22 protein-coding genes are annotated in these 22,392 nt (G+C 71.4%); 17 read left to right on the plus strand and 5 right to left on the minus strand.

The window, feature by feature from the left end; translation table 11 throughout:
• The 3 genes from CF165_RS29345 to CF165_RS29355 form a co-directional block, all read right to left on the minus strand.
• Entirely contained in the window at nucleotides 1-795 is a 795-nt protein-coding gene (locus tag CF165_RS29345; RefSeq protein WP_093950820.1) for an MlaE family ABC transporter permease, read from the minus strand.
• A gap of 477 nt (nucleotides 796-1,272) precedes the next feature.
• Complete coding sequence (locus CF165_RS29350; protein ID WP_205661005.1) at nucleotides 1,273-2,265, minus strand: LLM class flavin-dependent oxidoreductase; 993 nt, start codon at nucleotides 2,263-2,265, stop codon at nucleotides 1,273-1,275.
• 8 nt (nucleotides 2,266-2,273) lie between these two features.
• Nucleotides 2,274-3,653, minus strand: a complete 1,380-nt coding sequence (locus CF165_RS29355; protein ID WP_093950822.1) for an FAD-dependent monooxygenase — start codon at nucleotides 3,651-3,653, stop codon at nucleotides 2,274-2,276.
• A 59-nt stretch (nucleotides 3,654-3,712) separates the two neighbouring features.
• Here CF165_RS29355 and CF165_RS29360 point away from each other — a divergent pair, with 59 nt between their 5' ends.
• The 3 genes from CF165_RS29360 (at nucleotide 3,713) to CF165_RS29370 (ending at nucleotide 8,234) form a co-directional block, all read left to right on the plus strand.
• On the plus strand, nucleotides 3,713-3,916 hold the full coding sequence (locus CF165_RS29360) for a hypothetical protein (protein ID WP_093950823.1): 204 nt from the start codon (nucleotides 3,713-3,715) through the stop codon (nucleotides 3,914-3,916).
• Nucleotides 3,917-3,923: 7 nt separating this feature from the next.
• On the plus strand, nucleotides 3,924-4,388 hold the full coding sequence (locus CF165_RS29365; RefSeq protein ID WP_093950824.1) for a Clp protease N-terminal domain-containing protein: 465 nt from the start codon (nucleotides 3,924-3,926) through the stop codon (nucleotides 4,386-4,388).
• Nucleotides 4,389-4,463: 75 nt separating this feature from the next.
• Nucleotides 4,464-8,234 (plus strand): nSTAND1 domain-containing NTPase, encoded by a 3,771-nt coding sequence (locus CF165_RS29370; protein WP_093950825.1) that lies wholly within the window; start codon nucleotides 4,464-4,466, stop codon nucleotides 8,232-8,234.
• 181 nt (nucleotides 8,235-8,415) lie between these two features.
• On the opposite strand, the gene CF165_RS29375 is transcribed toward CF165_RS29370, so the two are convergent.
• The gene (locus CF165_RS29375) at nucleotides 8,416-10,530 is read right to left on the minus strand and encodes a HelD family protein (RefSeq protein WP_093950826.1); all 2,115 of its coding nucleotides are present in this window, start codon (nucleotides 10,528-10,530) and stop codon (nucleotides 8,416-8,418) included.
• Between the two features lie 124 nt (nucleotides 10,531-10,654).
• Between CF165_RS29375 and rsmD the strand changes: the two genes are divergently transcribed.
• The 14 genes from rsmD (at nucleotide 10,655) to CF165_RS29445 (ending at nucleotide 21,415) form a co-directional block, all read left to right on the plus strand.
• Nucleotides 10,655-11,215, plus strand: coding sequence for a 16S rRNA (guanine(966)-N(2))-methyltransferase RsmD (rsmD, locus tag CF165_RS29380; RefSeq protein WP_205661006.1), 561 nt, complete (start codon nucleotides 10,655-10,657; stop codon nucleotides 11,213-11,215).
• 43 nt (nucleotides 11,216-11,258) lie between these two features.
• On the plus strand, nucleotides 11,259-11,744 hold the full coding sequence (gene coaD, locus CF165_RS29385) for a pantetheine-phosphate adenylyltransferase (RefSeq protein WP_093950828.1): 486 nt from the start codon (nucleotides 11,259-11,261) through the stop codon (nucleotides 11,742-11,744).
• A 142-nt stretch (nucleotides 11,745-11,886) separates the two neighbouring features.
• Nucleotides 11,887-12,585 (plus strand): ribonuclease domain-containing protein, encoded by a 699-nt coding sequence (locus tag CF165_RS29390; RefSeq protein ID WP_093950829.1) that lies wholly within the window; start codon nucleotides 11,887-11,889, stop codon nucleotides 12,583-12,585.
• A gap of 63 nt (nucleotides 12,586-12,648) precedes the next feature.
• A complete protein-coding gene (locus CF165_RS29395) occupies nucleotides 12,649-13,149 on the plus strand; it encodes a SigE family RNA polymerase sigma factor (protein ID WP_093950830.1) in 501 nt (166 codons plus the stop codon).
• Nucleotides 13,149-13,832 (plus strand): hypothetical protein, encoded by a 684-nt coding sequence (locus tag CF165_RS29400; RefSeq protein WP_093950831.1) that lies wholly within the window; start codon nucleotides 13,149-13,151, stop codon nucleotides 13,830-13,832. Before CF165_RS29395 ends, CF165_RS29400 begins: the two co-directional genes overlap by 1 nt.
• A gap of 113 nt (nucleotides 13,833-13,945) precedes the next feature.
• A complete protein-coding gene (locus tag CF165_RS29405; RefSeq protein ID WP_093950893.1) occupies nucleotides 13,946-14,674 on the plus strand; it encodes a DivIVA domain-containing protein in 729 nt (242 codons plus the stop codon).
• 360 nt (nucleotides 14,675-15,034) lie between these two features.
• Complete coding sequence (locus tag CF165_RS29410) at nucleotides 15,035-15,628, plus strand: YceD family protein (RefSeq protein WP_167441597.1); 594 nt, start codon at nucleotides 15,035-15,037, stop codon at nucleotides 15,626-15,628.
• An 80-nt stretch (nucleotides 15,629-15,708) separates the two neighbouring features.
• Nucleotides 15,709-15,891 (plus strand): 50S ribosomal protein L32, encoded by a 183-nt coding sequence (gene rpmF / locus CF165_RS29415; protein WP_013223689.1) that lies wholly within the window; start codon nucleotides 15,709-15,711, stop codon nucleotides 15,889-15,891.
• A 13-nt stretch (nucleotides 15,892-15,904) separates the two neighbouring features.
• Nucleotides 15,905-16,654 carry a ribonuclease III gene (gene rnc / locus CF165_RS29420; RefSeq protein WP_205661007.1) on the plus strand — a complete coding sequence of 250 codons (750 nt, stop codon included), beginning with the start codon at nucleotides 15,905-15,907 and terminating at the stop codon, nucleotides 16,652-16,654.
• An 87-nt stretch (nucleotides 16,655-16,741) separates the two neighbouring features.
• Nucleotides 16,742-18,097, plus strand: coding sequence for a polysaccharide lyase 6 family protein (locus CF165_RS29425; RefSeq protein WP_093950834.1), 1,356 nt, complete (start codon nucleotides 16,742-16,744; stop codon nucleotides 18,095-18,097).
• Nucleotides 18,098-18,142: 45 nt separating this feature from the next.
• On the plus strand, nucleotides 18,143-19,012 hold the full coding sequence (mutM, locus tag CF165_RS29430) for a bifunctional DNA-formamidopyrimidine glycosylase/DNA-(apurinic or apyrimidinic site) lyase (protein ID WP_093950835.1): 870 nt from the start codon (nucleotides 18,143-18,145) through the stop codon (nucleotides 19,010-19,012).
• A gap of 58 nt (nucleotides 19,013-19,070) precedes the next feature.
• Entirely contained in the window at nucleotides 19,071-19,505 is a 435-nt protein-coding gene (locus tag CF165_RS29435; RefSeq protein ID WP_093950836.1) for a helix-turn-helix domain-containing protein, read from the plus strand.
• Between the two features lie 144 nt (nucleotides 19,506-19,649).
• Nucleotides 19,650-20,219, plus strand: coding sequence for a hypothetical protein (locus tag CF165_RS29440; protein WP_240521849.1), 570 nt, complete (start codon nucleotides 19,650-19,652; stop codon nucleotides 20,217-20,219).
• Entirely contained in the window at nucleotides 20,216-21,415 is a 1,200-nt protein-coding gene (locus CF165_RS29445; protein ID WP_093950837.1) for an MAB_1171c family putative transporter, read from the plus strand. Before CF165_RS29440 ends, CF165_RS29445 begins: the two co-directional genes overlap by 4 nt.
• Here CF165_RS29445 and CF165_RS29450 read toward each other — a convergent pair.
• Nucleotides 21,390-22,292 carry an SMP-30/gluconolactonase/LRE family protein gene (locus CF165_RS29450; RefSeq protein ID WP_093950838.1) on the minus strand — a complete coding sequence of 301 codons (903 nt, stop codon included), beginning with the start codon at nucleotides 22,290-22,292 and terminating at the stop codon, nucleotides 21,390-21,392. The genes CF165_RS29445 and CF165_RS29450 overlap by 26 nt on opposite strands.
• Between the last annotated feature and the right edge of the window lie 100 nt (nucleotides 22,293-22,392).

Here is a 22,392-nt window from a genome sequence, read left to right on the forward strand (position 1 = left end):
TCAGCTCCCCTTGGGCGGAACGAGTTGCAGGTAGACGGTGGTGAGGATGAGGTTCAGCACGAACAGCAGCAGGAACGTGATGACCACGGACTGGTTGACCGCGTCGCCGACGCCCTTCGGGCCGCCCTTGGGGTTGAGCCCGCGGTAGGAGGCGACGACCCCGGCGACGAAGCCGAAGATGAGGGCCTTGATCTCGCTGATCCAGAGGTCGGGCAGCTGGGCCAGCGCGGAGAAGCTGGCCAGGTAGGCGCCCGGGGTGCCGTGCTGCATGATCACGTTGAAGAAGTAGCCGCCGAGCACGCCGACGACGCTGACCATGCCGTTGAGGAAGACCGCGACGCCCATCGCGGCGAGCACCCGCGGCACGATCAGCCGCTGGACCGGCGAGACGCCGAGAACCTCCATGGCGTCGATCTCTTCGCGGATGGTGCGGGAGCCGAGGTCCGCGCACATCGCGCTGCCGCCCGCGCCGGCGATGAGCAGCGCCGTGACGATCGGGCTGGCCTGCTGGATGATCGCGAGCACGCTTGCCGCGCCGGTGAACGACTGCGCGCCGATCTGCGTCGTCAGCGAGCCGATGTGCAGCGCGATCACCGCGCCGAACGGGATCGAGACCAGCGCCGTCGGCAGGATCGACACGCTCGCGATGAACCAGAACTGCTGGATCAGCTCCCGCACCTGGAACGGGCGGCGGAAGGTCAGCCGGACGACGTCGAGGCCCAAGCCATAGAGCCGTCCGGTCTGCCGCAATGCGGCCGCCCCCGGAAACGACGGCGTCGTCGTCCGTTCGGCCATTCGTGTGCCTCCAGCGGTTTCGGCGGCAGGCCGAATTCACCCGAGTTGACTAAAGGGAAATGGTCCGAACGGGGTAACAATTATCGGCCATTCACGGTCTCGGGGAAACACCGTGCCGTTTCCTACTGGTCGGTACGCTAACGACGGCCTTGGCGGGAGACAAGAACTTGAGCAGGATCACGGGGTCACGGGCTGGTAACCCCCCAATTCTTGTGCGCAGCTGACAAACGGACCCGATCTTGTTGTCAGCGAAGGAGGAGAAACTTCCCTCCCGGCCGAAGGGCCCGTTGACAATCCACGTCCGTTTGTCAATTCCGCGGGTCGGCTCGCGTACCCAGGGAGCCGACACGCGTGATCAGGGAGCCGACACGCGTGATCAGGAGGTCGACACGCCGCAGGAGCGCGGGCCACGCCGTGTCGACCCTTCAATCACGCGTGTCGACCTCTCCATCACGCGTGTCGACCCTTCGAGCACGGTCAGGACTTGAGGGCGGCGAGGAGTTCGTAGGAACGGACGCGGTCGGCGTGGCCGTGGACCATCGTCGTGATCATCAGCTCGTTCGCGCCGGTGTCGGCCAGGAGCTGCTCGAGTCCCTTTTGGACGGTCTCCGGCGAGCCGACGATGCTCGAGCCGAAGCGCTCGGCCAGGAACGCGCGGTCCATCTCCGTGTACGGGTACTCCGCGGCCTCTTCCGGCGTCGGCAGCGCGATCGGGCGGCCGCGGCGGAGGCTGAGGAACGTCAGCCCGCTGGGCCCGGCCAGGAAGCGGGCGCGTTCGTCGGTTTCGGCGGCGACCACCGACACGCCGAGCATCACGTACGGCTCGTCGAGCACCCCCGGCCGGAAGTTCTCCCGGTACAGCTGCACGGCCGGGATGGTGTTGTCGGCGGCGAAGTGGTGCGCGAACGAGAACGGCAGCCCGAGCCGCCCGGCGAGCTGGGCGCTGAAGCCGCTCGACCCGAGCAGCCACACCGGCGGCTGGTTGCCCTCGGCCACCACCGCGTTGACCCCCCGGGCCTCCGAATGGGTGAAGTAGCCGATCAGTTCCTGCAGGTGCTCCGGGAAGTTCTCCGCGGACAGCCCGCCGGGGCCGCGCAACGCCAGCGCCGTCCGCTGGTCGGTGCCGGGCGCGCGGCCGATGCCGAGGTCGATCCGGCCCGGGTGGAACGCCTCCAGCGTGCCGAACTGCTCGGCCACGACCAGCGGCGCGTGGTTGGGCAGCATGATCCCGCCCGAGCCGACGCGGATCCGCTCGGTGGCGTCGGCGACGTGCCCGATCAGCACAACGGTGGCCGAGCTGGCGATGCCGGGCATGTTGTGGTGCTCGGCCAGCCAGTAGCGGTGGTAGCCCAGCCGTTCCGCGGCGCGGGCGAGGTCCAGGGTGTTGCGCAGCGTCTCGCCGACGGTGTTCCCCTCCGAAACGGGGGACAGGTCGAGCACGGACAGCGGCACGTCAGGCAGTGAGCTCACAACCGGGGTCAACGCCCCGGTGCCGCCATTGCTTCCCGCAGCGACGCCGGATCTCCGCCGCGCCACGCCACGACGCCGTCCGGGTGTACGAAAAGCGCGTCGGCCGGGGCTTCCGGGCACTCCGCCGTGACGATCTTCACGTCCGCGCCCGCACTCTCGCGCAGGTCCGCGCGGTCGGCGAAGTCGAACAGGACGGGCCGCGCCGCGCGCATGACCTCGGCCACGCGCGTGGCCCGGCCGCCGACGGTCAGCGGCAGGTCGGGGACGTACGGCAGCTCGTCGGTGTCGCGCAGCAGCCCGGCCAGGTGCCGGGTCCCCTCGGGAAGCGCGGCCAGCTCGCCGAAGAGCGTCCGCAGGGCGTCGCCGTCCTCGCCGGTCAGGCGGTCGAGGAGGGCCTGGACGCGGGTCTGGGTCAACGTCCGCGCCGCGACCGGGTGCCGCTCGGCGTGGTAGCTGTCGAGCAGGGACTCCGGTGAGCGCCCGCGGACGACGGCGGCGAGCTTCCAGCCGAGGTTGACCGCGTCGAGCAGCCCGACGTTGAGCGCGGACCCACCGGCGGGGAAGAGATGCGCGGCGTCGCCGGCCAGCAGCACGCGTCCGGCCCGGTACCGCTCGGCGAGCCTCGCCGAACTCGTCGTCCGCGACAGCCAGAGCGGCTCGCCGAGCGGGAGATCGGTGCCGAGGACCCGCCGGACGGCGTCGCGGAACTCCTCGAGCGTCGGCTCGCCGGGTGGCTCCGGCGTCACCTCGCGGACGCCGGCGATCACGACGCCCGGCGTCAGCGAAGTCACCAGCACCCGGCCGCCGGGACGGCGGTTCCAGCCGCGCTCCAGTCCCGCCACCGTGGCGAAGAGGTCCACGTCCGCTCGGAAATGCCCGAGGCGCATCAGCTCGTCGCCGGTGGTGCCGCGGAAGCCGATGCCGGCCAGCTCGCGGACGCGGCTGTGCGCGCCGTCGCAGCCGGCGATGTACCGCGGCTCGATGCGGTACTCGCCGTCCGGGCCGCGGACGGTGCCGAGGTCCACCAGTTCGTGACCGCGCCGGATTTCGGCGCCGAGCTCGGCCGCGCGCTCCTCCAGGAGGGCCTCCATCCGTGGCTGCTGCAGCATGAGCCCGCGCGGCGGCGCGTCCAGTCCGGAGAAGTCGAGGGGGACCGGCCCGAACGGGAAGCCGGGGAAGGGGCCGGCGAACGTCGCTTCGGCCCGGAACCGGTCGAGGAGTCCCCGGTGGTCCAGCTGCTCGACGATCCGGCCGCCGAGCCCGTTCGCCCGCGGTCGCCGGTCCGGTTCGGTCCGCCGGTCCAGGACCACCACCTTCGCGCCGCCGAGCCGCAGCTCCGCCGCCAGCATCAGGCCCACCGGGCCCGCTCCGATCACCGCGACCTCCATGACGTCCCTCCTTCGTGTCAGTTCAAACTGACGAGAGTGTCAGGCTAGACTGACACACCATGGAAGCGGAAGAGCTTTCGGGACGCGTCTCGGAAACGGACCCGGCCGTGGCGCTGCGGGCGGTGGGTGCCCTGCACCGGCTCGCCGAGCAGGTCGAAGCGGTGGCCGTCGCGCACGCCCGCGAGCGTGGCTGGTCGTGGGAGCAGATCGGCGACGCGCTCGGCGTCGCCCGGCAGTCCGTGCACGCGAAGTACGGGAAGTGAGGCCACCGTGCTCGACCGGCTGATCGCGAAGAGCCCGTTCGCCGCGGTGCTGACCGCGGCCCTGGAAGAGTCCCGCCGCCGCGGCGACCGGCGGCTCGGCACGGAACACCTGCTGCTGGGCCTGCTGCACGACCCGGGCAGCGCGCTCGCGCTCGGCATCGGCTTGGCCGACGCCCGCGCGGCACTGGACCGCCTGGACCGGGCGGCCCTGACCGCGCTCGGCATCGAGGTGGAAGGTCTCCGCCCGGCCGAAGTCCCGCCGCGGCACGGGAAGCTGACGCTGGGAGCGTTCACGTCCAGTGCGCGCGCGGTCGTCAACGAGGCGATCCGCGGGACGCCGCGGCCGCGTGATCCGGCGCGGCTGCTGCGGGTGCTGGTGGACCTGGCGCCACCCGACCCGGCGGCCGAACTGCTCGTGGAACTGGGTGCCGACCGCGAAGCGGTTCGCCGTCGGCTTGATTCGGCCACCTGATCTCGCGTTCTTGGCTACGGTGGGCGAGCCGGAAAAAGAGAAACAGGAGGACGGGTGCCGCGTCCGGAGCGACCCTTGGATCCCGGGGACGATCTGCTCACCGAATTCGCCGCCGGTCTCCGGCGTTTGCGCGAGAGCGCCGGAAATCCGACCTACCGCGAGCTCGGGCGGCGCGCGCACTACTCGGCGGGCACGCTCTCCGAAGCCGCCGGCGGGCGGAAACTCCCCAGCTTGGCCGTCACGCTGGCTTACGTCCGGGCCTGCGGCGGGGAGCCGGGGGAATGGGAGGAGCGCTGGCACGCCGTCGCCGACGAATCGCGCCGGGACGGTGCCGATTCACCGTCGGAGCCACCACCCGGGGAAATCCCGCCCTACGTCGGTCTGGCCGCTTTCTCCCCCGACGACGCGGGCCGGTTCTTCGGCCGGGAACGGCTGGTCGAAAAGCTCGTGGAGCGGTTGGGGAGACAGCGTTTTCTCGCCGTTCTCGGCGCGTCCGGCTCGGGAAAGTCGTCCCTGCTGCGGGCCGGCCTGCTGCCCTCGGTGAAGGGGCCCGCCGTGCTGCTCACCCCGGGCGCCCGGCCGCTGCAGGAGTGCGCGGTCAAGTTCGCCGCCGCGCTCGGCGTCACGCCCGGCGCCCTGTTCGACGACTTCACCGCGCACCCGCGCAACCTCGGGCTCGCCGCCCGCCAGCTGGCCGACGGCGGCGACGAGGACCTCGTGCTGGTCGTCGACCAGTTCGAAGAGGTCTTCACGCTCTGCCAGGACGACCAGGAGCGCGCGCGGTTCCTCGGCGCGCTCGTCACCGCGACCACCGAGGCCGCCAGCCGGACCCGCGTGGTGCTCGGCGTCCGCACCGACTTCTACACCCACTGCGCGCGCCACGCGGAGCTCGCCGAGGTCCTGCAGGACGCCCAGGTCCTGGTCGGCCCGATGACCACCGAGGAGCTGCGGCAGGCGATCTCGCGACCGGCCGTCGACGCCGGGTACCGCGTCGAGAACGCCCTGGTCTCCCAGCTCGTCGCGGACGCCACCGGCCAGCCCGGCGTGCTGCCGCTGCTGTCGCACGCGCTGCTGGAGACGTGGCGGCGCCGCCGCGGCACCACCCTCACCCTGGTGGCGTACGAGTCGACCGGCGGCGTCGAGCGGGCCATCGCGCAGACGTCCGAGGCCACCTTCGCGAAGCTGTCCGGACGTCAGCAGCAGCTGGCGCGGCAGATCTTCCTCCGGATGACCGCGCTCGGCGAGGGCACCGAAGACACCAAGCGCCGGATCAGCCGTTCCGAGATCGACACCGAGGACGAAGACACCGCCGTCGTGCTCGGCGAGCTGGCCGCGGCCCGGCTGGTCACCCTCGACGACACCGGCATCGAGATCGCCCACGAAGCCCTCATCCGCGGCTGGCCGCGGCTGCGCGGGTGGCTCACCGAGGACCGCGAAGGGCTGCGCGTGCACCGCCAGCTCACCGAAGCGACCGACGCGTGGGAGTCCGTCGAAGAGGATCCCGGCTGGCTCTACCGCGGCACCCGGCTGGCCATCGCGCGGGAGTGGGCCGCGCGGCAGGACTCCGCGCTGTCGCGGCGGGAACGGCGGTTCCTCGACGCCAGCCTGGCCGTCGAGCACGCCGAACAGGAGCGCGACCGCCGTCACTCCCGGCGCCTGTGGCAGCTGGTCGCGCTGCTCGCGGTGCTGCTGGTCTTCGCCGTGACCGCCACCGTCTACGCCGTGCGCGCGCAGACCACGGCCACCGACCAGCGCAACAGCGCGCTGGCCCAGAAGCTGGCCGGCCAGGCGCAGGAGATGCGCGGCACCAACCCCGCGCTGGCGGCCCAGCTCGCGCTCGCCGCGTACCGCCTCGACCCGAGCCCCGAAGCCCGCAGCAGTGTGCTCATCATGTTCGCGACGCCGTACGCGACGCGGCTCACCGGGCACACCGGCCGGGTGAACACGGTCGCCCTCCGCCCGGACGGGCAGGTTCTCGCCACGGCCAGCTGGGACGGCACGGCCCGGCTCTGGGACGTCCGCGACCAGCACCACCCGGTGCCGCTGGGTGTTCTCACCGGCCACACCGGCAACGTCAACAACGTCGCCTTCTCGGCCGACGGCCGGACCGTCGCCACCGCGGGCTTCGACGGCACCGTCCGCGTCTGGGACGTCTCCGACCCGGCCCGGCCGGGTCCGGGCGTGATCATCGAACGCCACTCCGGCAAGTCCTACGCCGTCGCCTTCAGCCCGAAGGGGCCGCTGCTGGCGACCGGCGACGTCGACGGCACGATCCGGCTGTACGACACCGCCGAGGCCGCCCGCCCGCGGCCGGCCGGGGAGCTGACCGGGCACACCTCGTACGTCAACAACCTCGCCTTCAGCGCCGACGGCCGGCTGCTCGCCTCGGCGTCGGCCGACAAGACCGCGCGCGTCTGGGACGTCGCTTCGCGGCGGCAGCTCGGCATCGCGGCCGGGCACACCGACGTCGTGCACTCGGTCGCGTTCAACCCCGCCGGGAACACCCTCGCCACGGCGAGCCAGGACCAGACCGCGCGGCTGTGGGACATCGGCGGCCCGGCCCACCCGGCGCAGCTTTCGGTGCTGACGGCGCACAAGGCGATCGTGCGTTCGGTCGCGTTCACCGCCGACGGGCGCACCCTCGCCACCACCGGGTTCGACCGCACCGCCCGGCTCTGGGACGTCGCCGACCCGAGGCAGCCGCGCCAGCTGGCGTCACTGGCCGGGCAGACCGGCGCGGTCGTCTCGGCGGTGTTCACCCGCGACGGCCGCACCCTCGCCACGGCGAGCGACGACCAGACCGCCCGGATGTGGGACCTGCCGGGGCCGTCCGCCCCCGTGCACACGGCCAAGACGTGCCACGCGGCCTTCCGCCAGGACGGCAAGCTGCTCGCCACCGGCGGCTACGACCAGGTCGTGCGGCTGCGCGACCTGTCCGTCCCCGGCTCGCCCCGCGCCCTCGCCCCGGTCGGCGGCTTCGGCAACGCCGTCTGCGGCGTCGCGATCAGCCCGGACGGCCGGACGCTGGCCACCGGCAGCTGGGACCACACGATGACGCTGCGGGACATCACCGACCCGGCCCACCCGGGGCCGCCGGTGGTGTTCAGCCGGCCCCACGACGACATCGACGCGGTCGCGTTCAGCCCGGACGGCCGGATCCTCGCGACGGCGGGCGACGGGCACACGGTCCGGCTCTGGGACCTCGCCGACCGCACCCGGCCGGTGGAGATCGCCAAGCTCGAGGGCCACACCGACGACGTCCACACGCTCGCCTTCAGCCCCGACGGCCGGACCCTCGCCAGCGCCGGCTGGGACCACACCGCCCGGCTCTGGGACGTCTCGGCGCCCCGGACCCCGCGGCCGCTCGCGAAACTCGAAGGGCACACCGACACGATCTTCTCGATCGCTTTCAGCCCCGACGGCAGGAAAGCCGCCACCGGAAGCGCCGACCGGACGGTCCGCGTCTGGGACGTCACCACCCCCGCCACGGCGCACGCGGTGGCGGTGCTCCAGGGGCACACGGACAACGTCATGGGAGTGTCCTTCAGCGGCGATGGCCGGACCCTGGCGTCCGGCAGCTACGACCGCACCGTCCGGCTGTGGGACACCACCCGCTTCGAGCCGTACGCGGTCCTGCTCGAGGAGCTCGACCGCGTCTACGACGTCCGGTACGCCCCGGACGGCCACACGTTGGTGAGCGCGGTCGCGGACGGGACGGTACGGTTGTCCGAAACCGATCCTGACCGGGCGGCCGAAAGAATCTGTGCGGTGACGTCACCCCCGATCACGGAAGCCGAGTGGACGGCGAGCCTCCCCGGCCTCGACTACACCCCACCCTGCCGCTGAAGTTGTTCGGCGTTGTTGTTCGGCGCCGCCGCGCGGACACCGAACAATGTTTGTCCACTAGACATGCGGTCAGACGTTCACTTCACCGGGGGTCTGAAGGGCTCCTTCCAGCGCACGGGAACCCCGCCTCCCGTCCCTCGAAGGAGCCCTTCAGCATTTCGTCGGCACGGTCCCGTTTGCCTCAAGCCGTCGGGATCCAGTCCGGGTCCGAGGCCAGGACCGTCAGCTGCTGCGTCGCCCGGGTCAGTGCCACGTACAGCACCCGCCGGCCCGTCGTCGACTCGCTGATCAGGTCCACCGGCTCCACCAGCACCACCGCGTCGTACTCCAGGCCCTTCGAATCCAGGCTGCCCACGACCTTCAGCCGCTCGTCCGCCTGGCCCGACAGCCAGCCCCCGACCTCCGGCACCCGGTCCATCGCCGTGATCACGCCGACCGTGCCTTCGACCGCGCCCAGCAGCTCCTTCACCGCCGCCTGCGTCGCCGCCGCCAGGCCGGTCGCCTCCACCGGGCGGACCTCCGGCTCCACGCCGGTGCGGCGGACCGCCACCGGCAGCTCGCCGGCCTCCGCGTGCCCGGCCACCACCTTCGCCGCCAGGTCGAAGATCTCCGCCGAGTTCCGGTAGTTCGTCCGCAGCGTGAACCGCCGCCGGGTCGTCTTCACCCCGAACGCCTGGTCGCGCGCCGAAGCCGCTTCCGCCGGGTCCGGCCAGGAGCTCTGCACCGGGTCGCCGACCACCGTCCAGCTCGCGTACTTCCCGCGCCGGCCCACCATCCGCCACTGCATCGGCGAAAGGTCCTGCGACTCGTCGACCACCACGTGCGAGTACTCGTCGTAGTGCTCCGGCCGCGTCGGCGCGCCGCCCGAGCGCTCCGGCCCGACCTCGATCACCTGGCGGCGCTTGCGCTTCGGCTCCGGCCCGATCAGGACGCGCAGCTCGTCCAGCAGCGCCACGTCCGCGATCGACCAGCCCCGCGACCGGTCCGCGAAGTCCGCGGCCAGCATCGAGATTTCCTGCCGGTTCAGCACGCCCTTCGCCACCGAAGCCAGCCGCTTCTCCTCACCCAGCCACTTCAGGATCTGCGCCGGGTACAGCACCGGCCACCACACGACCAGGAACCGGTGGAAGTCGATCCGCTCGCCCAGGTCGGTGATCAGCTCGGCGCGGTCGATCTGCCTGCCGTCGTCCTTCGCGTGCTCCTCGGCCTTCGCCGCCAGCGCGTCGAGCAGCAGCTCCGCCGCCCGGATGCGCGACCGGTTCGGCGGCGCGCCCTGCGTGTGGGCCTTGCGGCGCACCTTCTCCAGCTCGCGTGCCGACAGCTTCAGCACTTCGCCGCGGTAGACGATCCGCATCTCCTCCGGCGCGCCCGGTGGTGTGTCGCGCAGCGCCCGCAGCAGCACCTTCCGCATCCGCAGCGACCCCTTGACCGCGGCGAGCGGCGCCGCGTCCTGGCGCGTCGCCTCCAGGCCGTCGAGGACTTCGCCGAGCGCGCGCAGTTCGACGTTCGTTTCCCCCATCGAGGGGAGGACGCGCGAGATGTAGCTGGTGAACACGCCCGACGGCCCGATCACGAGCACGCCGGCCCCGCCGAGCTGGCGGCGGTAGCGGTACAGCAGGTAGGCGGCGCGGTGCAGCGCGACGGCCGTCTTGCCGGTGCCGGGCCCGCCGGTGATCTCGGTGACCCCGCGCCACGGCGCCCGGATCACCTCGTCCTGCTCCTTCTGGATGGTCGCGACGATGTCGCGCATCTTCTCGCCGCGCGAGCGCCCCAGCGCGGCCATCAGCGCGCCTTCGCCGACGATCTGCATGTCCTCGGGCACGGCGTCGGCGATCAGGACGTCGTCGTCGACGTCCAGGACGTTCTGGCCGGAGCAGCGGATCACGCGCCGCCGCACGACGTCCATCGGCTCTTCGGCGGTGGCCTGGTAGAACGCCGCCGCGGCCGGCGCGCGCCAGTCCGTGACGAGGTTGTCGAACTCGGCGTCGCGGATGCCGAGCCTGCCGACGTAGGTGCGTTCGCCCTCGCGGTCGTCGAGCCTGCCGAAGACGAGCCCCTCGTACTCGGCGTCGAGCGACTGGAGCGTCTGGTTGGCGTGGTAGACCATCATGTCGCGCTCGAACAGCATCGACGCCTGTTCGAAGATCGCCTCGCGCTGCGCCCCTTGGCCGATTTCGTAGCCCTTCGTGCGCATGGCCTCGGCTTGGGCACGCAGTTCGTCCAGACGGGTGTACACGCGATCGACGTGGGCTTGTTCGATGGCGATCTCGGCCCGTCTGACCCGAGGTTCGGACACGCATGGCTCCTTGACAGCTTCTGGATCGCCTCCGAGGGCGAAGAACGACTCTACGCGTTGGCTCCGGCGGGGACACCAATGTCCCGGTCATGTGTGGCGCGCGCCGTCCCCGCACAATCGGGGGGTGACGAGGATCGTGGCCGGGACGGCGGGTGGGCGGCGGCTCAAGGTGCCGCCGAAGGGCACCCGGCCGACGTCCGAACGCGTGCGGGAAGCCCTGTTCAACGCCCTGGAGACAGCGGGCGAGGTGGACGGCGCCCGTGTCCTCGACCTCTACGCCGGGTCCGGCGCCCTCGGCCTCGAAGCGCTGTCCCGCGGCGCGGCGGACGCGGTGTTCGTGGAGTCCGACCGGCGCGCGGTGGACGTCCTGCGCGGCAACGTCGCGGCGCTGGGACTGGGCGGCACGGTCCGGGCCGGACAGGTCGAGGCGGTGGTCGCCACGGCTGCCCCCGCCCCGTTCGACCTCGTCCTGGCCGACCCGCCCTACGCCGTCGACGCGGCCGCGCTCGGCAAGGTGCTCGCCGCGCTGGCGGCGGGCGGCTGGCTGGGCGGGAGCGCGCTCGTGGTGATCGAGCGGGCGGCCCGCGACGGCTCGCCCGAGTGGCCGCCGGGCTTCGCGCCCTCGCGCGAAAAGAAGTACGGCGACACGGCGGTCTTCTGGGCCGAATACACGCCTGTGGCGTGAGCCACACGGCGGAGACGGGGTTCGGCACGGTAGCGTCCGCGCCATGCGGCGTGCGGTCTGTCCCGGTTCCTACGATCCGGCCACCAACGGGCACCTCGACATCATCGAGCGGGCGAGCAGGCTGTTCGACGAGGTCGTCGTCGCGGTGGGGGTGAACAAGAGCAAGAAGGGTCTCTTCGAGATCGAGGAGCGCCTGGAGATGCTGCGCGAAATCACCGCGAAGCTGCCGAACGTACGGGTCGGCTCGTGGGAGGGCCTGCTGGTCGACTACTGCCGTGACAACGACATCGCGGCGGTGGCCAAGGGCCTGCGTTCGGTCAGCGACTTCGACTACGAGCTCCAGATGGCGCAGATGAACCGCGAGCTCACCGGCGTCGAAACGCTGCTGATGGCCAACAACCCGGCGTACGGGTTCGTGTCCAGCTCGCTGGTCAAGGAGGTCGCCGCGCTCGGCGGCGACATCGAGCGCTTCGTGCCGCCGATCGTCTACGACCGGCTCTCGGCGAAGTTCCCCAAGCTCGGGCGCTGACCCTCCACTGAGTCCACATCGGACGCCGGGTTGTCCGGTTCCCGTCGTTCGGCCCCCTCCGTTCGTCGGGACTTGCGCCCGGTGGCGCCGGAGTTCACATTCTCGTCCCCTGACGATCATCCGATCGGGTTACGGTCCGAAAATGACCAACTACCGATCACGCCTGGTCGCTGTCCTCTTCGCGCTCCTGGCCACGTTGTTCGCCGGTGTCACCGCCGCCGAAGCGGTGACGGCGGCACCCGCTGTCGCCGCCCAGAACTCCTGCGGGAACCTCTCGGGCTTTTCGCACACGACGCTTTCGGCGCTCCCGCCCGAAGCGACGACGACGTACAACCTGATCCAGAAGGGCGGCCCGTTCCCGTACCCGAAGAACGACGGCGTCGTCTTCGACAACCGGGAAGGCGTCCTCCCGGCCTGCGCGTCGGGCTACTACCACGAGTACACGGTGCCGACGCCGGGCTCGAGCACCCGCGGTACGCGCCGCATCGTGACCGGCAGCGCCGGCGAGTACTTCTACACCGGCGACCACTACGCCACCTTCAAGGTCATCGACGTCGGCGGCGGTTCGACGCACGCCTGCGGCGACCTGTCCGGCCTGGCGAAGATCGGGTACTCCCAGCTGTCGTCGGCGGCTCGCGGTGTCGTCGACAAGGTCCGGAGCGGCGCTGCCACCGGCACGACGTACGAGAACCGCGAAGGCGTGCTTCCGGCCTGCGCGTCCGGGTACTACCAGCTCTTCGCCGTCGGCACGAACGACCGCGTCATCTCGGGCAAGGCGGGCGAGCTGGCCTACACGCCCGACCACTACGCGACCTTCAAGCGGATCGACCTGAATTCCTGACCCGTGCAACGCGCCGCGCCCCCTCGTCCGTGAGGTACACCGGGAAAGGGACGAGGAGGCGCGATGCGGGCTGCGGACGACGCGGACTTCCGGGAGTTCGCCCGGGCACGGGCGCTCGTGCTGAGGCGGACGGCGTACCTGCTGTGCGGCGACTGGCACCTCGCGGAGGACCTCGTCCAGAACGCCCTGGTCAAGCTGTACCGCGTCTGGCCGAAGATCACCCGGCGGGGGCCGGTCGACAACTACGCCCGGCAGGTCCTGCTGCGCTGCTGGCTCGACGAGCAGCGACGGCCGTGGCGGCGTCGCGAACGCCGTGACGGCGTCGTGCCGGACCAGGCTTCCCCCGCGTTCGAGACCGGGATTTCCGGCCCGCTCTTGCGTGCCCTCACCGAGGTGCCGCCGAAGCAGCGCGCCGCCGTCGTCCTCCGTTATTGCGCCGATCTCCCGGCGGCGGAGGTCGCGGAGGTGCTGCGGTGCTCGGAAGGAACCGTCCGGAGCCAGGCCGCCCGCGGGCTCCAGACCCTCCGGGGCGTGCTCGAGCACAGCGCGGAGAGGAGCGCGTGATGAACGACCTCGAAACCCGCCTGCGTGAGGTGGACGTCCCGGAACCGCCGCTCGGCTTCGACACCGACGAGGTCGCCGACCGGGCGGCCCGGCACGCCCGGAAACGCGGGGCGGGGATCGCCGTCATCGTCGTCGCGGCCGCATCCGTGGCGGCCGCGGTCCTCTTCGGCCCCGGACCCGCCCCGGCGCGGCCCGCGGCCCCGGTCCTGCCGCCGTCGCCCGCCGAACAGGCGCGGATCAACCTGGCGTTCACCGACGCCCTCGTGCGGGCGCTGCCCGAGCGGCGGAGCCTGACCGTGGGCCAGTCGTTCTCCGACGCCCTCACCCCGGACCGGATGAGCACGTCGGCCCAGTTCGCCGACGCGGCCGGACGGCGGGGCTTCGTGCAGCTGACGGTCCGCGGCGCACTGACCTCCCAGCAGGTCGTGGCGCCCGACCGGGCCTGCTCGGAGCCCGTCCAGGCGCAGTACTGCACCCGGCTCTCGCTGCCCGGCGGCCTGGTGCTGAGGATCTCCTGGCTGGCTTCCGAGACCAGCCCGGGAGTCATCGGGCGGTGGCCTTGCCAGGGGGTGCTGTACCGCCCGGACGGCTCGACCGTGATGGTCATCGCCGATCCGGAGCTGTCGGTGACCGAGGAACAGTTCGTGCGGCTGATCACCGATCCGGCCTTCGTGCTGCGGTAGCGACTCCGGCGCCGGGCGTGGCCGAGGGGGACACGCCCGGCGCCGGTGGCGTTCGACGCTTCGGCGCCGGATGCGGGCAGACTGGTTCCCAGCGACAGGGGATTGGAGTGGCCGTGTACCGGGTTTTCGAGGCGCTCGACGAGCTCGTCACCATCGTCGAGGAGGCGCGCGGCGTCCCCATGACGTCCAGCTGCGTGGTGCCCCGGGGCGACGTGCTCGAGCTCCTCGACGACGTGCGCGACGCGCTGCCGGCCGAGGTCGACGACGCCCAGGACGTCCTCGACAAGCGCGACGACCTCATCCACGCCGCCCGCAAGGAGGCGAGCGAGACGGTCGCCGGCGCGAACTCCGAGGCCGAGCGCGCGATCGCCGAAGCCACCGACGAAGCCGAGCGAATCTTGGCCGACGCGCGCGCCCGCGCCGAGCAGATGCTCGCCGACGCGCACGACCAGGCCGACCGCACGGTCGCGGCGGGCCAGGCCGAGTACCAGAACCTCACCGACCGTTCCCGCGCCGAGTCCGAGCGCATGATCCAGGCCGGCCGCGACGCGTACGACCGCGCGATCGACGAAGGCCGCGCGGAGCAGGCCCGCATGGTGGCGCAGACGGAGGTCGTCCAGGCGGCCCACGCCGAGTCGGCCCGCATCGTCGACGAAGCCCACGCGGAGGCCGACCGCCAGCGCGCGGACTGCGACGCCTACGTGGACGGCAAGCTGGCGGAGTTCTCGGAGCTGCTGGCGACGACGCTGCGAACGGTCGACTCGGGCCGCAACCACCTGCGCTCACCGGCCAACCTGCCGAGCAGCGGCGGGCGGCCGACCCTGTACGACTACCAGGTGTGACACGAATCTCGCTTTGAGCGCAGTTGTCCACAGGTCGGTCGTGTTGTGGACACTCCGGCCGCGGCCGCGGCCGCGGTTTTCCGGCTTTTCGCCGGGCGACCCCTGGGAGTGGCAGGGTCCGTCATCCGCCTACGGACGGGGCCGCAACGTCATGAACGACTCTTTCCTGTCGTCAGAGGTCATGAACGAGTCGTTCACGACATCCGGTGCTGCGGGCGTCACGTCCGGCTCAGGCGGCCGGTCGGCGCGACCCAGCGACCTGGCCGGAACCCTGCCGGGGAGTGGCGGGTGCTGTCCCGTCGCGGGTCTCGGTGCCTCCCAGGTCAAAACGGGTGGCGACCGGTGCGTACTCTGGACTGGATGTCCGAGAACAAGACCCCCCAGCTCGACGACCGCAGCCCCTGGGTGATCGATACCCGTGAGCTCGGCCGTCACGCCGGCCTCAGCCGCGCCGTCCAGCGCAGCGTGCCGGTGGAGACGCCGCTCGGCGTCCCCGATGTCATCACCATCGAGGCCGGCTCGGAGCTGGAACTCGACCTGCTCCTCGAGTCCGTCGTCGAAGGCGTCCTCGTCAGCGGCACCGCGAAAGCCCTGGCGAAGGGCACCTGCGCCCGCTGCCTCGACCCGCTGACCGAAGAGGTCGAGGTCGAGGTCCAGGAGCTGTTCGCCTACCCGGGGTCGGCCACCGAGGAGACCACGGACGAGGACGAGATCCCCCGGCTGATCGACGACCGGATCGACCTCGAACCCATCGTCCGGGACGCCATCGTGCTGGCCCTGCCGCTGGCCCCGCTGTGCACCGAGGACTGCGCCGGGCTCTGCATCGAGTGCGGTGTCAAGTGGGCCGATCTCGAGCCCGGACACGGGCATGAGAAGATAGACCCTCGGTGGGCCGCACTGGTCGAGCGCTTCGACGAGAACGCGGGCGAAAAGCCTGCGCAAGGGCCCAGCTGAGCAAGCCTGACGAGCGTCCAGCTCGTTCCGGAGGAAAGTTCGCTCGCACCGCGAGCAGACCGTCATAAGGAGATCTACTCGTGGCCGTCCCGAAGCGGAAGATGTCGCGATCCAACACGCGCTCCCGCCGCAGCCAGTGGAAGGCGGCTCCGGTGCAGCTGGTGCCCTGCTCCAACCGCGCCTGCAAGCAGCCGAAGCTCCAGCACATCGCGTGCCCGTCGTGCGGCCAGCACAACGGCCGCCAGGTCGTCGAGCCCGCCTGATCGGGTAGCCGACATGGGGGGCAAGACGCCCGGGGGACCCGCAGCCGATCCGGAGCCGTTGCTCGAAGCGCTCGGGGTCACCCTCGACCCCGAGCTGCTCCGGCTTTCGCTGACCCACCGTTCGTACGCGTATGAAAACGGGGGCCTGCCGCCGAACGAGCGGCTCGAGTTCCTCGGTGACGCCGTGCTCAGCGTCGTCGTCACCGATCACCTGTACACCACGCATCCCGACCTGCCCGAAGGTCAGCTCGCGAAGCTCCGCGCCAGCGTCGTCAACATGCACGCACTGGCGCGGGTGGCCCGCGGGCTCGGCGAGGGCGGCCTCGGGGCACACCTGCTGCTGGGCAAGGGCGAAGAGCTCACCGGCGGCCGGGACAAGGCAAGCATCCTCGCCGACGGCCTGGAAGCGGTGATCGGTGCCGTCTACCTCGAGCACGGCATCGAGATCGCCCGCAAGCTCGTGCACCACCTCTTCGACGGCCTGCTCGCCGAAGCGCCGCTGCGCGGGGCCGGGCTCGACTGGAAGACGAGCCTGCAGGAGCTGACCGCGTCGGCCGGCCTCGGCGTGCCCGAGTACAAGGTCGAGGACACCGGGCCGGACCACCGCAAGGAGTTCACGGCCACGGTGCTCGTCGCCGGCCGCCCGCTCGGCCACGGCACCGGGTCGACGAAGAAGGAAGCGGAGCAGAAGGCCGCCGAGACGGCCTGGCGTTCGCTGTCCGCCGAACTCGACGCGCAGAAGAAGGCCGAACCCGAGTCCTGATCAGCGGGAACCCCGTTGACGCTTTCCCTGACCCCTCAGTAGCGTGTGGACATCCGCCGCCCCCATGCTCACCGAGAGGTCTGGCGGATGCGTCTGTTCTTCGTTCCCCTGATCGTGGCGGCCTTCGTCGTCGTGCCCGGACCGGCGGCGTCGGCCGCGCAGGTCCGCGTGACTTCGCTGCCGGCACTGCAGTCCGCGCTGGACAAGGCGAACCCGGGTGACACGATCGCCCTGGCCGACGGCTCCTACTCCGCGGGCTCGACGCTCACGATCAAGCGGTCCGGCACCGCGTCGGCGCCCATCACGGTCGCCGCCGAGCACGTCGGCAAGGCCACCATCACCGGCTCCAAGACGTTCTCCTTCGCGAGCGGCGTCTCGAACGTGGTGCTGCAGGGCTTCAAGTTCCGCGGTGCCGCGTCGCTGAGCATCCCCGCCGGGGCGTCGCACAACCGCTTGTCCCGCAACGACTTCCAGCTCACGAGCGACGGTAACTGGGTCACGGTGAACGGCGACGACACCGAGGTCGACCGCAACGTCTTCCAGAACCGCACCAGCCAGGGCGTGTTCCTGCAGATCCTCGGGCCGTCCGACGCCATGGCGCAGCGTGTCCACGTGCACCACAACTACTTCTACAACCACCAGTTCTCGGGTTCGAACGGCGGCGAGTCGATCCGGCTCGGGCTGAGCAACCACCAGTCGTACGCGGCGCACGCCGTGCTGGAGTACAACCTCTTCGAGAAGGCCGACGGCGACAGCGAGGCGATCTCCGTCAAGTCGTCGGACAACGTGGTGCGCTACAACACGATCCGCGACAGCCGGGGCTACATCGTGCTGCGCCACGGCAACCGCAGCGTCGTCGACGGCAATGTGCTCTTCAACTCCGGCATCCGCTTCCACGGCAACGACCACAAGATCGTCGACAACTACGTGGCCAACAGCGGCGGCCGCGCGATCGTGTTCGGCTCCGGCGACGAAGCCGACAGCGGGCCGACGAGCAAGCTGCACGATCGCCCGGACCGCGTCACGGTCGCGTACAACACGGTGCTGGGTTCGAACAGTGTCATCGACGGCGACGGCGGCGACTTCAAGCCGAAGGACTGCGTGGTCGCGGACAACATCGTGAAGGGCACTTCCGGCACGCTCGTGACGCTGCCGAGCGGGTCGACGGTGAAGTACGAAGGCAACATCACCTTCGGCGGCACGGCGGGGATTCCGTCGCGGAACGTCGATCCGAAGCTGGTCAAGGACGCTGCCGGGCTCTACCGGCTGGCATCGGGCAGCCCGGCGATCGACACGGGCGTGGGTTCGTACTCGTTCGCCGCGAAGGACTTCGACCTGCAGGCCCGGACAGGCACGTTCGACGTCGGGGCGGACGAGTACTTCGCGTCGGGCACGACCCGCGTCCCGTTGACGAAGGCCGACGTCGGACCCACCGCCCCGTAGCAGCGCCTTTCGAAAAGTGTCGTACCCGGCGGGCACAATGGCGGCATGCCCGAACTCCCCGAGGTCGAAGTCGTCCGCCTGGGCCTGCAGGTCCACGTCGCGGGCCGGACCATCCGCGAGGCGGAGGTCCTGCACCCGCGCGCCATCCGCCGGCACGCGCTCGGCGCGGAGGACTTCACGCAGCGGCTCACCGGCACCCGCGTCGAGGCGGCGCGGCGCCGCGGCAAGTACCTGTGGCTCGAGCTGTCCGACAAGGAGGCGCTGCTGGCCCACCTCGGCATGAGCGGGCAGATGCTCGTCCAGCCGGAGGGCGCTCCGGACGAGAAGCACCTGCGGGTGCGGCTGCGCTTCGACGACGACGGGCCGGAGCTGCGCTTCGTCGACCAGCGGACGTTCGGCGGCCTGGCGCTCGACGACCTGCACGACATCGGCGACGACGTGCTGCTGCCGGACACGATCGCGCACATCGCGCGTGACCCGATGGATCCGGCGTTCGACCTCGACGCGGCCGTGCGCGCGCTGCGCTCCCGGCGCACCGAGGTCAAGCGGGCCCTGCTGGACCAGACGCTGGTTTCGGGCATCGGCAACATCTACGCGGACGAAGCGCTGTGGCGCGCTCGCCTGCACTGGTCCCGGCCGACCGAAAAGCTGACCATGGCGAAGGGGCGCGAGCTGCTGGCGGCGGCGTCGGACGTGATGAACGCGGCGCTGGGCGCGGGCGGCACGTCGTTCGACGCGTTGTACGTCAACGTCAACGGGCAGTCGGGGTACTTCGACCGGTCCCTGGACGCGTACGGCCAGGAGGGCCTGCCGTGCCACCGGTGCGGCACGGCGATCCGGCGGGAGCCGTTCATGAACCGTTCGTCGTTCTCGTGTCCACGCTGCCAGCCCCGGCCGAGGGCGAACTCGCGTTGATAAATGGTGTTCGTCTTTCAGCTAGGATGAATACGCCTGGTAGCTGAGGGAGTGCATCGTGGTCAAGGAGCCCGGAAATTCGACGCTGGCCGACAAGATCGACCGGCTGTTCCACGTGGTCCGCAGGCCCGATCGGGAGCCGTACAGCAACGAAGAGGTCGCGAAGGCCTGCCGTGAGGCCACGGGCGAAAGCTTTTCGACGACCTACCTGTGGCAGCTGCGCACCGGCCGCCGGGACAACCCGACCAAACGTCACCTCGAAGCACTGGCGCAGTTCTTCGGAGTGCCTCCGGCATACTTCTTCGACGACGAGCAGAGCACGAAGATCGCCGAAGAGCTGGCCTTGCTGGGCGCGCTGCGCGACGCCGGCGTCCGGGACCTCGCCTTGCGCGCGGTGACCCTGTCGGCCGACGGGCTCGACACGATCAGCGACATGATCGACGCGATCGCCCGGAGGGAGGCCGGTCGCGGCGGGGCGAAGAAGGAGAACTGAGGTGGTGGGCAGTGCGGGACTGCTGGTGGCAGTTCGGCGAAGTACCCGGTGGCCGCGCCGCTTTTCCCGGCCCCGCCGCGTATCCCCGTGACGTCCGCCGCGTTGAACCCGCCGGAGGCTGTCGTGTGGTGAGGGAGTTCTGAAGTGGCGCGACCATCGTGGCGGCGGCGATCGAGCCGGACGCTGTGGGAGCGGGCGCGCCAGGTCGCCGATGCCGTCAGCCTGCCCGAACCGTTCGATGCCGAGGCGTTCGTCGCCGCATTGGCCGCCGGACGCGGCAGGCCCATCGAACTGATGCCCGTCAGCGCTCCCGAGGGGGCGCCGTGCGGGTTGCTGATGAGCACCGAACGCGCCGACTACATCCTTTACCCGGCGAACACGACCGCGCTGCACCGGCGGCACATCCTGCTGCACGAGGTCGGGCACCTGCTCTGCGGCCACACCGGCGCCGACGCCGGCGCCGACGGCGTGGCCATCGACGCCGCGGCCGGACGGCAGCTGATGCCGCACCTTTCGCCCGAGCTCGTGCGGCGGGTGCTCGGCCGCACCACCTACACCGAGGTCGAGGAACGCGAAGCCGAGCTGGTCGCGACCCTGCTCGCGCAACGCGTCGTGCGGCCCGAAGAACCGCGCGAACCCGCACCCGGTGTCCCGGACGGCGTGCGGCGCTTCGACTCCGTGTTCGGCGGCCGGTCGCGCCGCCGTATGCCGTGATCGAGACCCTGGCCTACTACCTGTGCCTGGTGGGCTTCGCCGGGTTCGCGTACAAGCTGATCGAGGCGCGCCACAGCCAGCCCGCGCGCACGATGTGGTTCCTCGCCGGGTTCGGCATCTGCATCGCCACCGGCATCCTCGTGCTGACGCCGGCGATGGAGGCCCTGATCGGCCCGGGCCCGGTGTTCGAATGGGTCGCCACCCTGGCCGGGGACGAGCTGAGGGTGGGGGCGATCGGTTTCGCCGTCGCTTTCACGCAGTCGATGTGGCGGGGAGAACGCGCGCGCCTGGCGCCGTACGCCTTGTTCACCGGGGCGACGATGGTGCTGCTCGCGGTGTGCTTCGCGCTGTCCGAGCCGCGACGCGTCGGCGACCAGACCGTGTTTTCCGGCGGCGCGCTGCCGTTCGCCGTCGCCGACAAGGTCCTGTTCCTGCTCTACAGCCTGGTCAGCTTCGGCCTGCTGGGCACGGTGTTCGTGCGCAGCGCGTGGCACGCGGATCCCGGGCCGCTGCGCGCCGGGCTGTGGCTGCTGTTCGCCGGGGTCGGCACGGCTTTCGTGTGGACATTCTGGGACGTCGACGACGTCCGGCAGCTCGCGGCGACGGCACGCATCGGGGCCCGTGAGGACCTGCCGTCTTCGGTGCTCGCCGCCGCGACGATCGGCTTCGTCGCCACCGGGGCGACGCTCAGCGCGTGGTCGCCGGCGGTGTCGTCGGTGCTCGGCCGGGTCCGCGCGTACCGCGCCTACCGCCGCATCGAGCCACTGTGGACGGCGTTGCGCGCGGCGGTGCCGGGCATCGCGCTCGACCCGGGCCGCGAGCTGGCGGGCGGCGCGGAGTTCGCGCTGTACCGCCGGGTCATCGAAATCCGCGACGGCCACCTCGCGCTGCGCGCCCACTTCGACCCCGGCCTCCCGGCCCGCGCGGCGGACGCGGCACGCCGCGCGGGTGTCCGCGAAGCCGACGTGGCGGCCACGGTGGAAGCCGTGACCCTGGCGGCCGCGATCGAAGCGGGCCGGGCGGGACGGCGGTTCGAGCCGGGGGAGACGCCACCGGACCCCTGGCCGGACGCAGACGTCGAGACGGAAGCGGCGTGGCTGGTCCGAGTCAGCCGGGCCTGGCGGCGCGAGACGGTGGTCGAGCGGGTGCGCGCCGCTGCCTCGGCGCCGGTCAGCGCGGGTAACGGGCGCCGTTGACCGTCACCCTCAGCGTGTACAGCGAACTCGAAGCCGTGATGAACAGCTCGTTCCTCCGCGCGCCGCCGAACGTGAAGTTCGAGCAGATCTCCGGGATGAGGAGCTTGCCGATCCGGGTCCCGTCGGGGGCGAAGCAGTGCAGGCCGTCGTGAGCCGCGGCCCAGACCTGGCCTTCGCTGTCGACGCGGACTCCGTCGAACCCGCCCTTGTCGCTCGTCGCGAAGATCTCGCCGCCCGTCAGCGTGCCGTTTTCGCGGACGCCGAACACCCGGAGGTGGCTCGGGTCCTGCCGGGTGTCGGCGATGTACAGCAGTGATTCGTCGGCCGAAAACGCCAGCCCGTTCGGGCGCGAGAAGTCGTCGGCGACGATCCGCACGTCACCCGACGGGTCGACGCGGTACACGTGGCACCCGCCGATCTCGCTCTCCGCGCGGTACCCCTCGTAGTCGCTGTCGATGCCGTAACTCGGGTCGGTGAACCAGATCGACCCGTCCGAGTGCTCGACGACGTCGTTCGGGCTGTTCAGCCGCTTTCCCTCGTAGGCGTCGGCCAGCACGGTGATCGAGCCGTCGTGCTCGGTGCGCGTCACCCGGCGGAGGCCCTGCTCGCAGCTGACCAGCCGTCCCCGGCGGTCGACGGTGTGGCCGTTCGCGTAGTTCGACGGCTGCCGGAACACCCCGACCCGGCCGGTCGTCTCGTCCCAGCGCAGCGTGCGGTCGTTCGGGATGTCGCTGAACACCAGGTACCGGCCGGCCGCGAAGTACGCCGGTCCCTCGGTCCAGCGGCAGCCGGTGTGCAGGCGCTGCATCCACTCGTCGCCGTTGACGCGCGCGAAGCGCTCGTCGAGCACCTGGAAGTCCGTCTTCACCAGATCCATCGCTCACCCCAGCTCTCGACGGGAAGTCTGGCACACGGCCCTCCGCCGTGCGCACTACTGTGCAATGCGTGGTACCTTCCCATGCGTAAGACTGGAGGGT

The sequence above is a fragment of the Amycolatopsis vastitatis genome (assembly GCF_002234595.1).
Classification (GTDB): Bacteria; Actinomycetota; Actinomycetes; order Mycobacteriales; family Pseudonocardiaceae; genus Amycolatopsis; species Amycolatopsis vastitatis.

Bases quoted from the DNA above. Each gene is read 5' to 3' on its own strand.
- CF165_RS29425 (WP_093950834.1), top strand. From the start codon at position 16,742: ATGCGTCTGTTCTTCGTTCCCCTGATCGTGGCGGCCTTCGTCGTCGTG.
- rnc (WP_205661007.1), top strand. From the start codon at position 15,905: ATGGGGGGCAAGACGCCCGGGGGACCCGCAGCCGATCCGGAGCCGTTG.
- CF165_RS29355 (WP_093950822.1), bottom strand. From the start codon at position 3,653: ATGGAGGTCGCGGTGATCGGAGCGGGCCCGGTGGGCCTGATGCTGGCG.
- coaD (WP_093950828.1), top strand. From the start codon at position 11,259: ATGCGGCGTGCGGTCTGTCCCGGTTCCTACGATCCGGCCACCAACGGG.
- CF165_RS29395 (WP_093950830.1), top strand. From the start codon at position 12,649: ATGCGGGCTGCGGACGACGCGGACTTCCGGGAGTTCGCCCGGGCACGG.
- CF165_RS29400 (WP_093950831.1), top strand. From the start codon at position 13,149: ATGAACGACCTCGAAACCCGCCTGCGTGAGGTGGACGTCCCGGAACCG.
- CF165_RS29450 (WP_093950838.1), bottom strand. From the start codon at position 22,292: ATGGATCTGGTGAAGACGGACTTCCAGGTGCTCGACGAGCGCTTCGCG.
- mutM (WP_093950835.1), top strand. From the start codon at position 18,143: ATGCCCGAACTCCCCGAGGTCGAAGTCGTCCGCCTGGGCCTGCAGGTC.
- CF165_RS29410 (WP_167441597.1), top strand. From the start codon at position 15,035: ATGTCCGAGAACAAGACCCCCCAGCTCGACGACCGCAGCCCCTGGGTG.
- CF165_RS29390 (WP_093950829.1), top strand. From the start codon at position 11,887: ATGACCAACTACCGATCACGCCTGGTCGCTGTCCTCTTCGCGCTCCTG.
- CF165_RS29360 (WP_093950823.1), top strand. From the start codon at position 3,713: ATGGAAGCGGAAGAGCTTTCGGGACGCGTCTCGGAAACGGACCCGGCC.
- CF165_RS29345 (WP_093950820.1), bottom strand. From the start codon at position 795: ATGGCCGAACGGACGACGACGCCGTCGTTTCCGGGGGCGGCCGCATTG.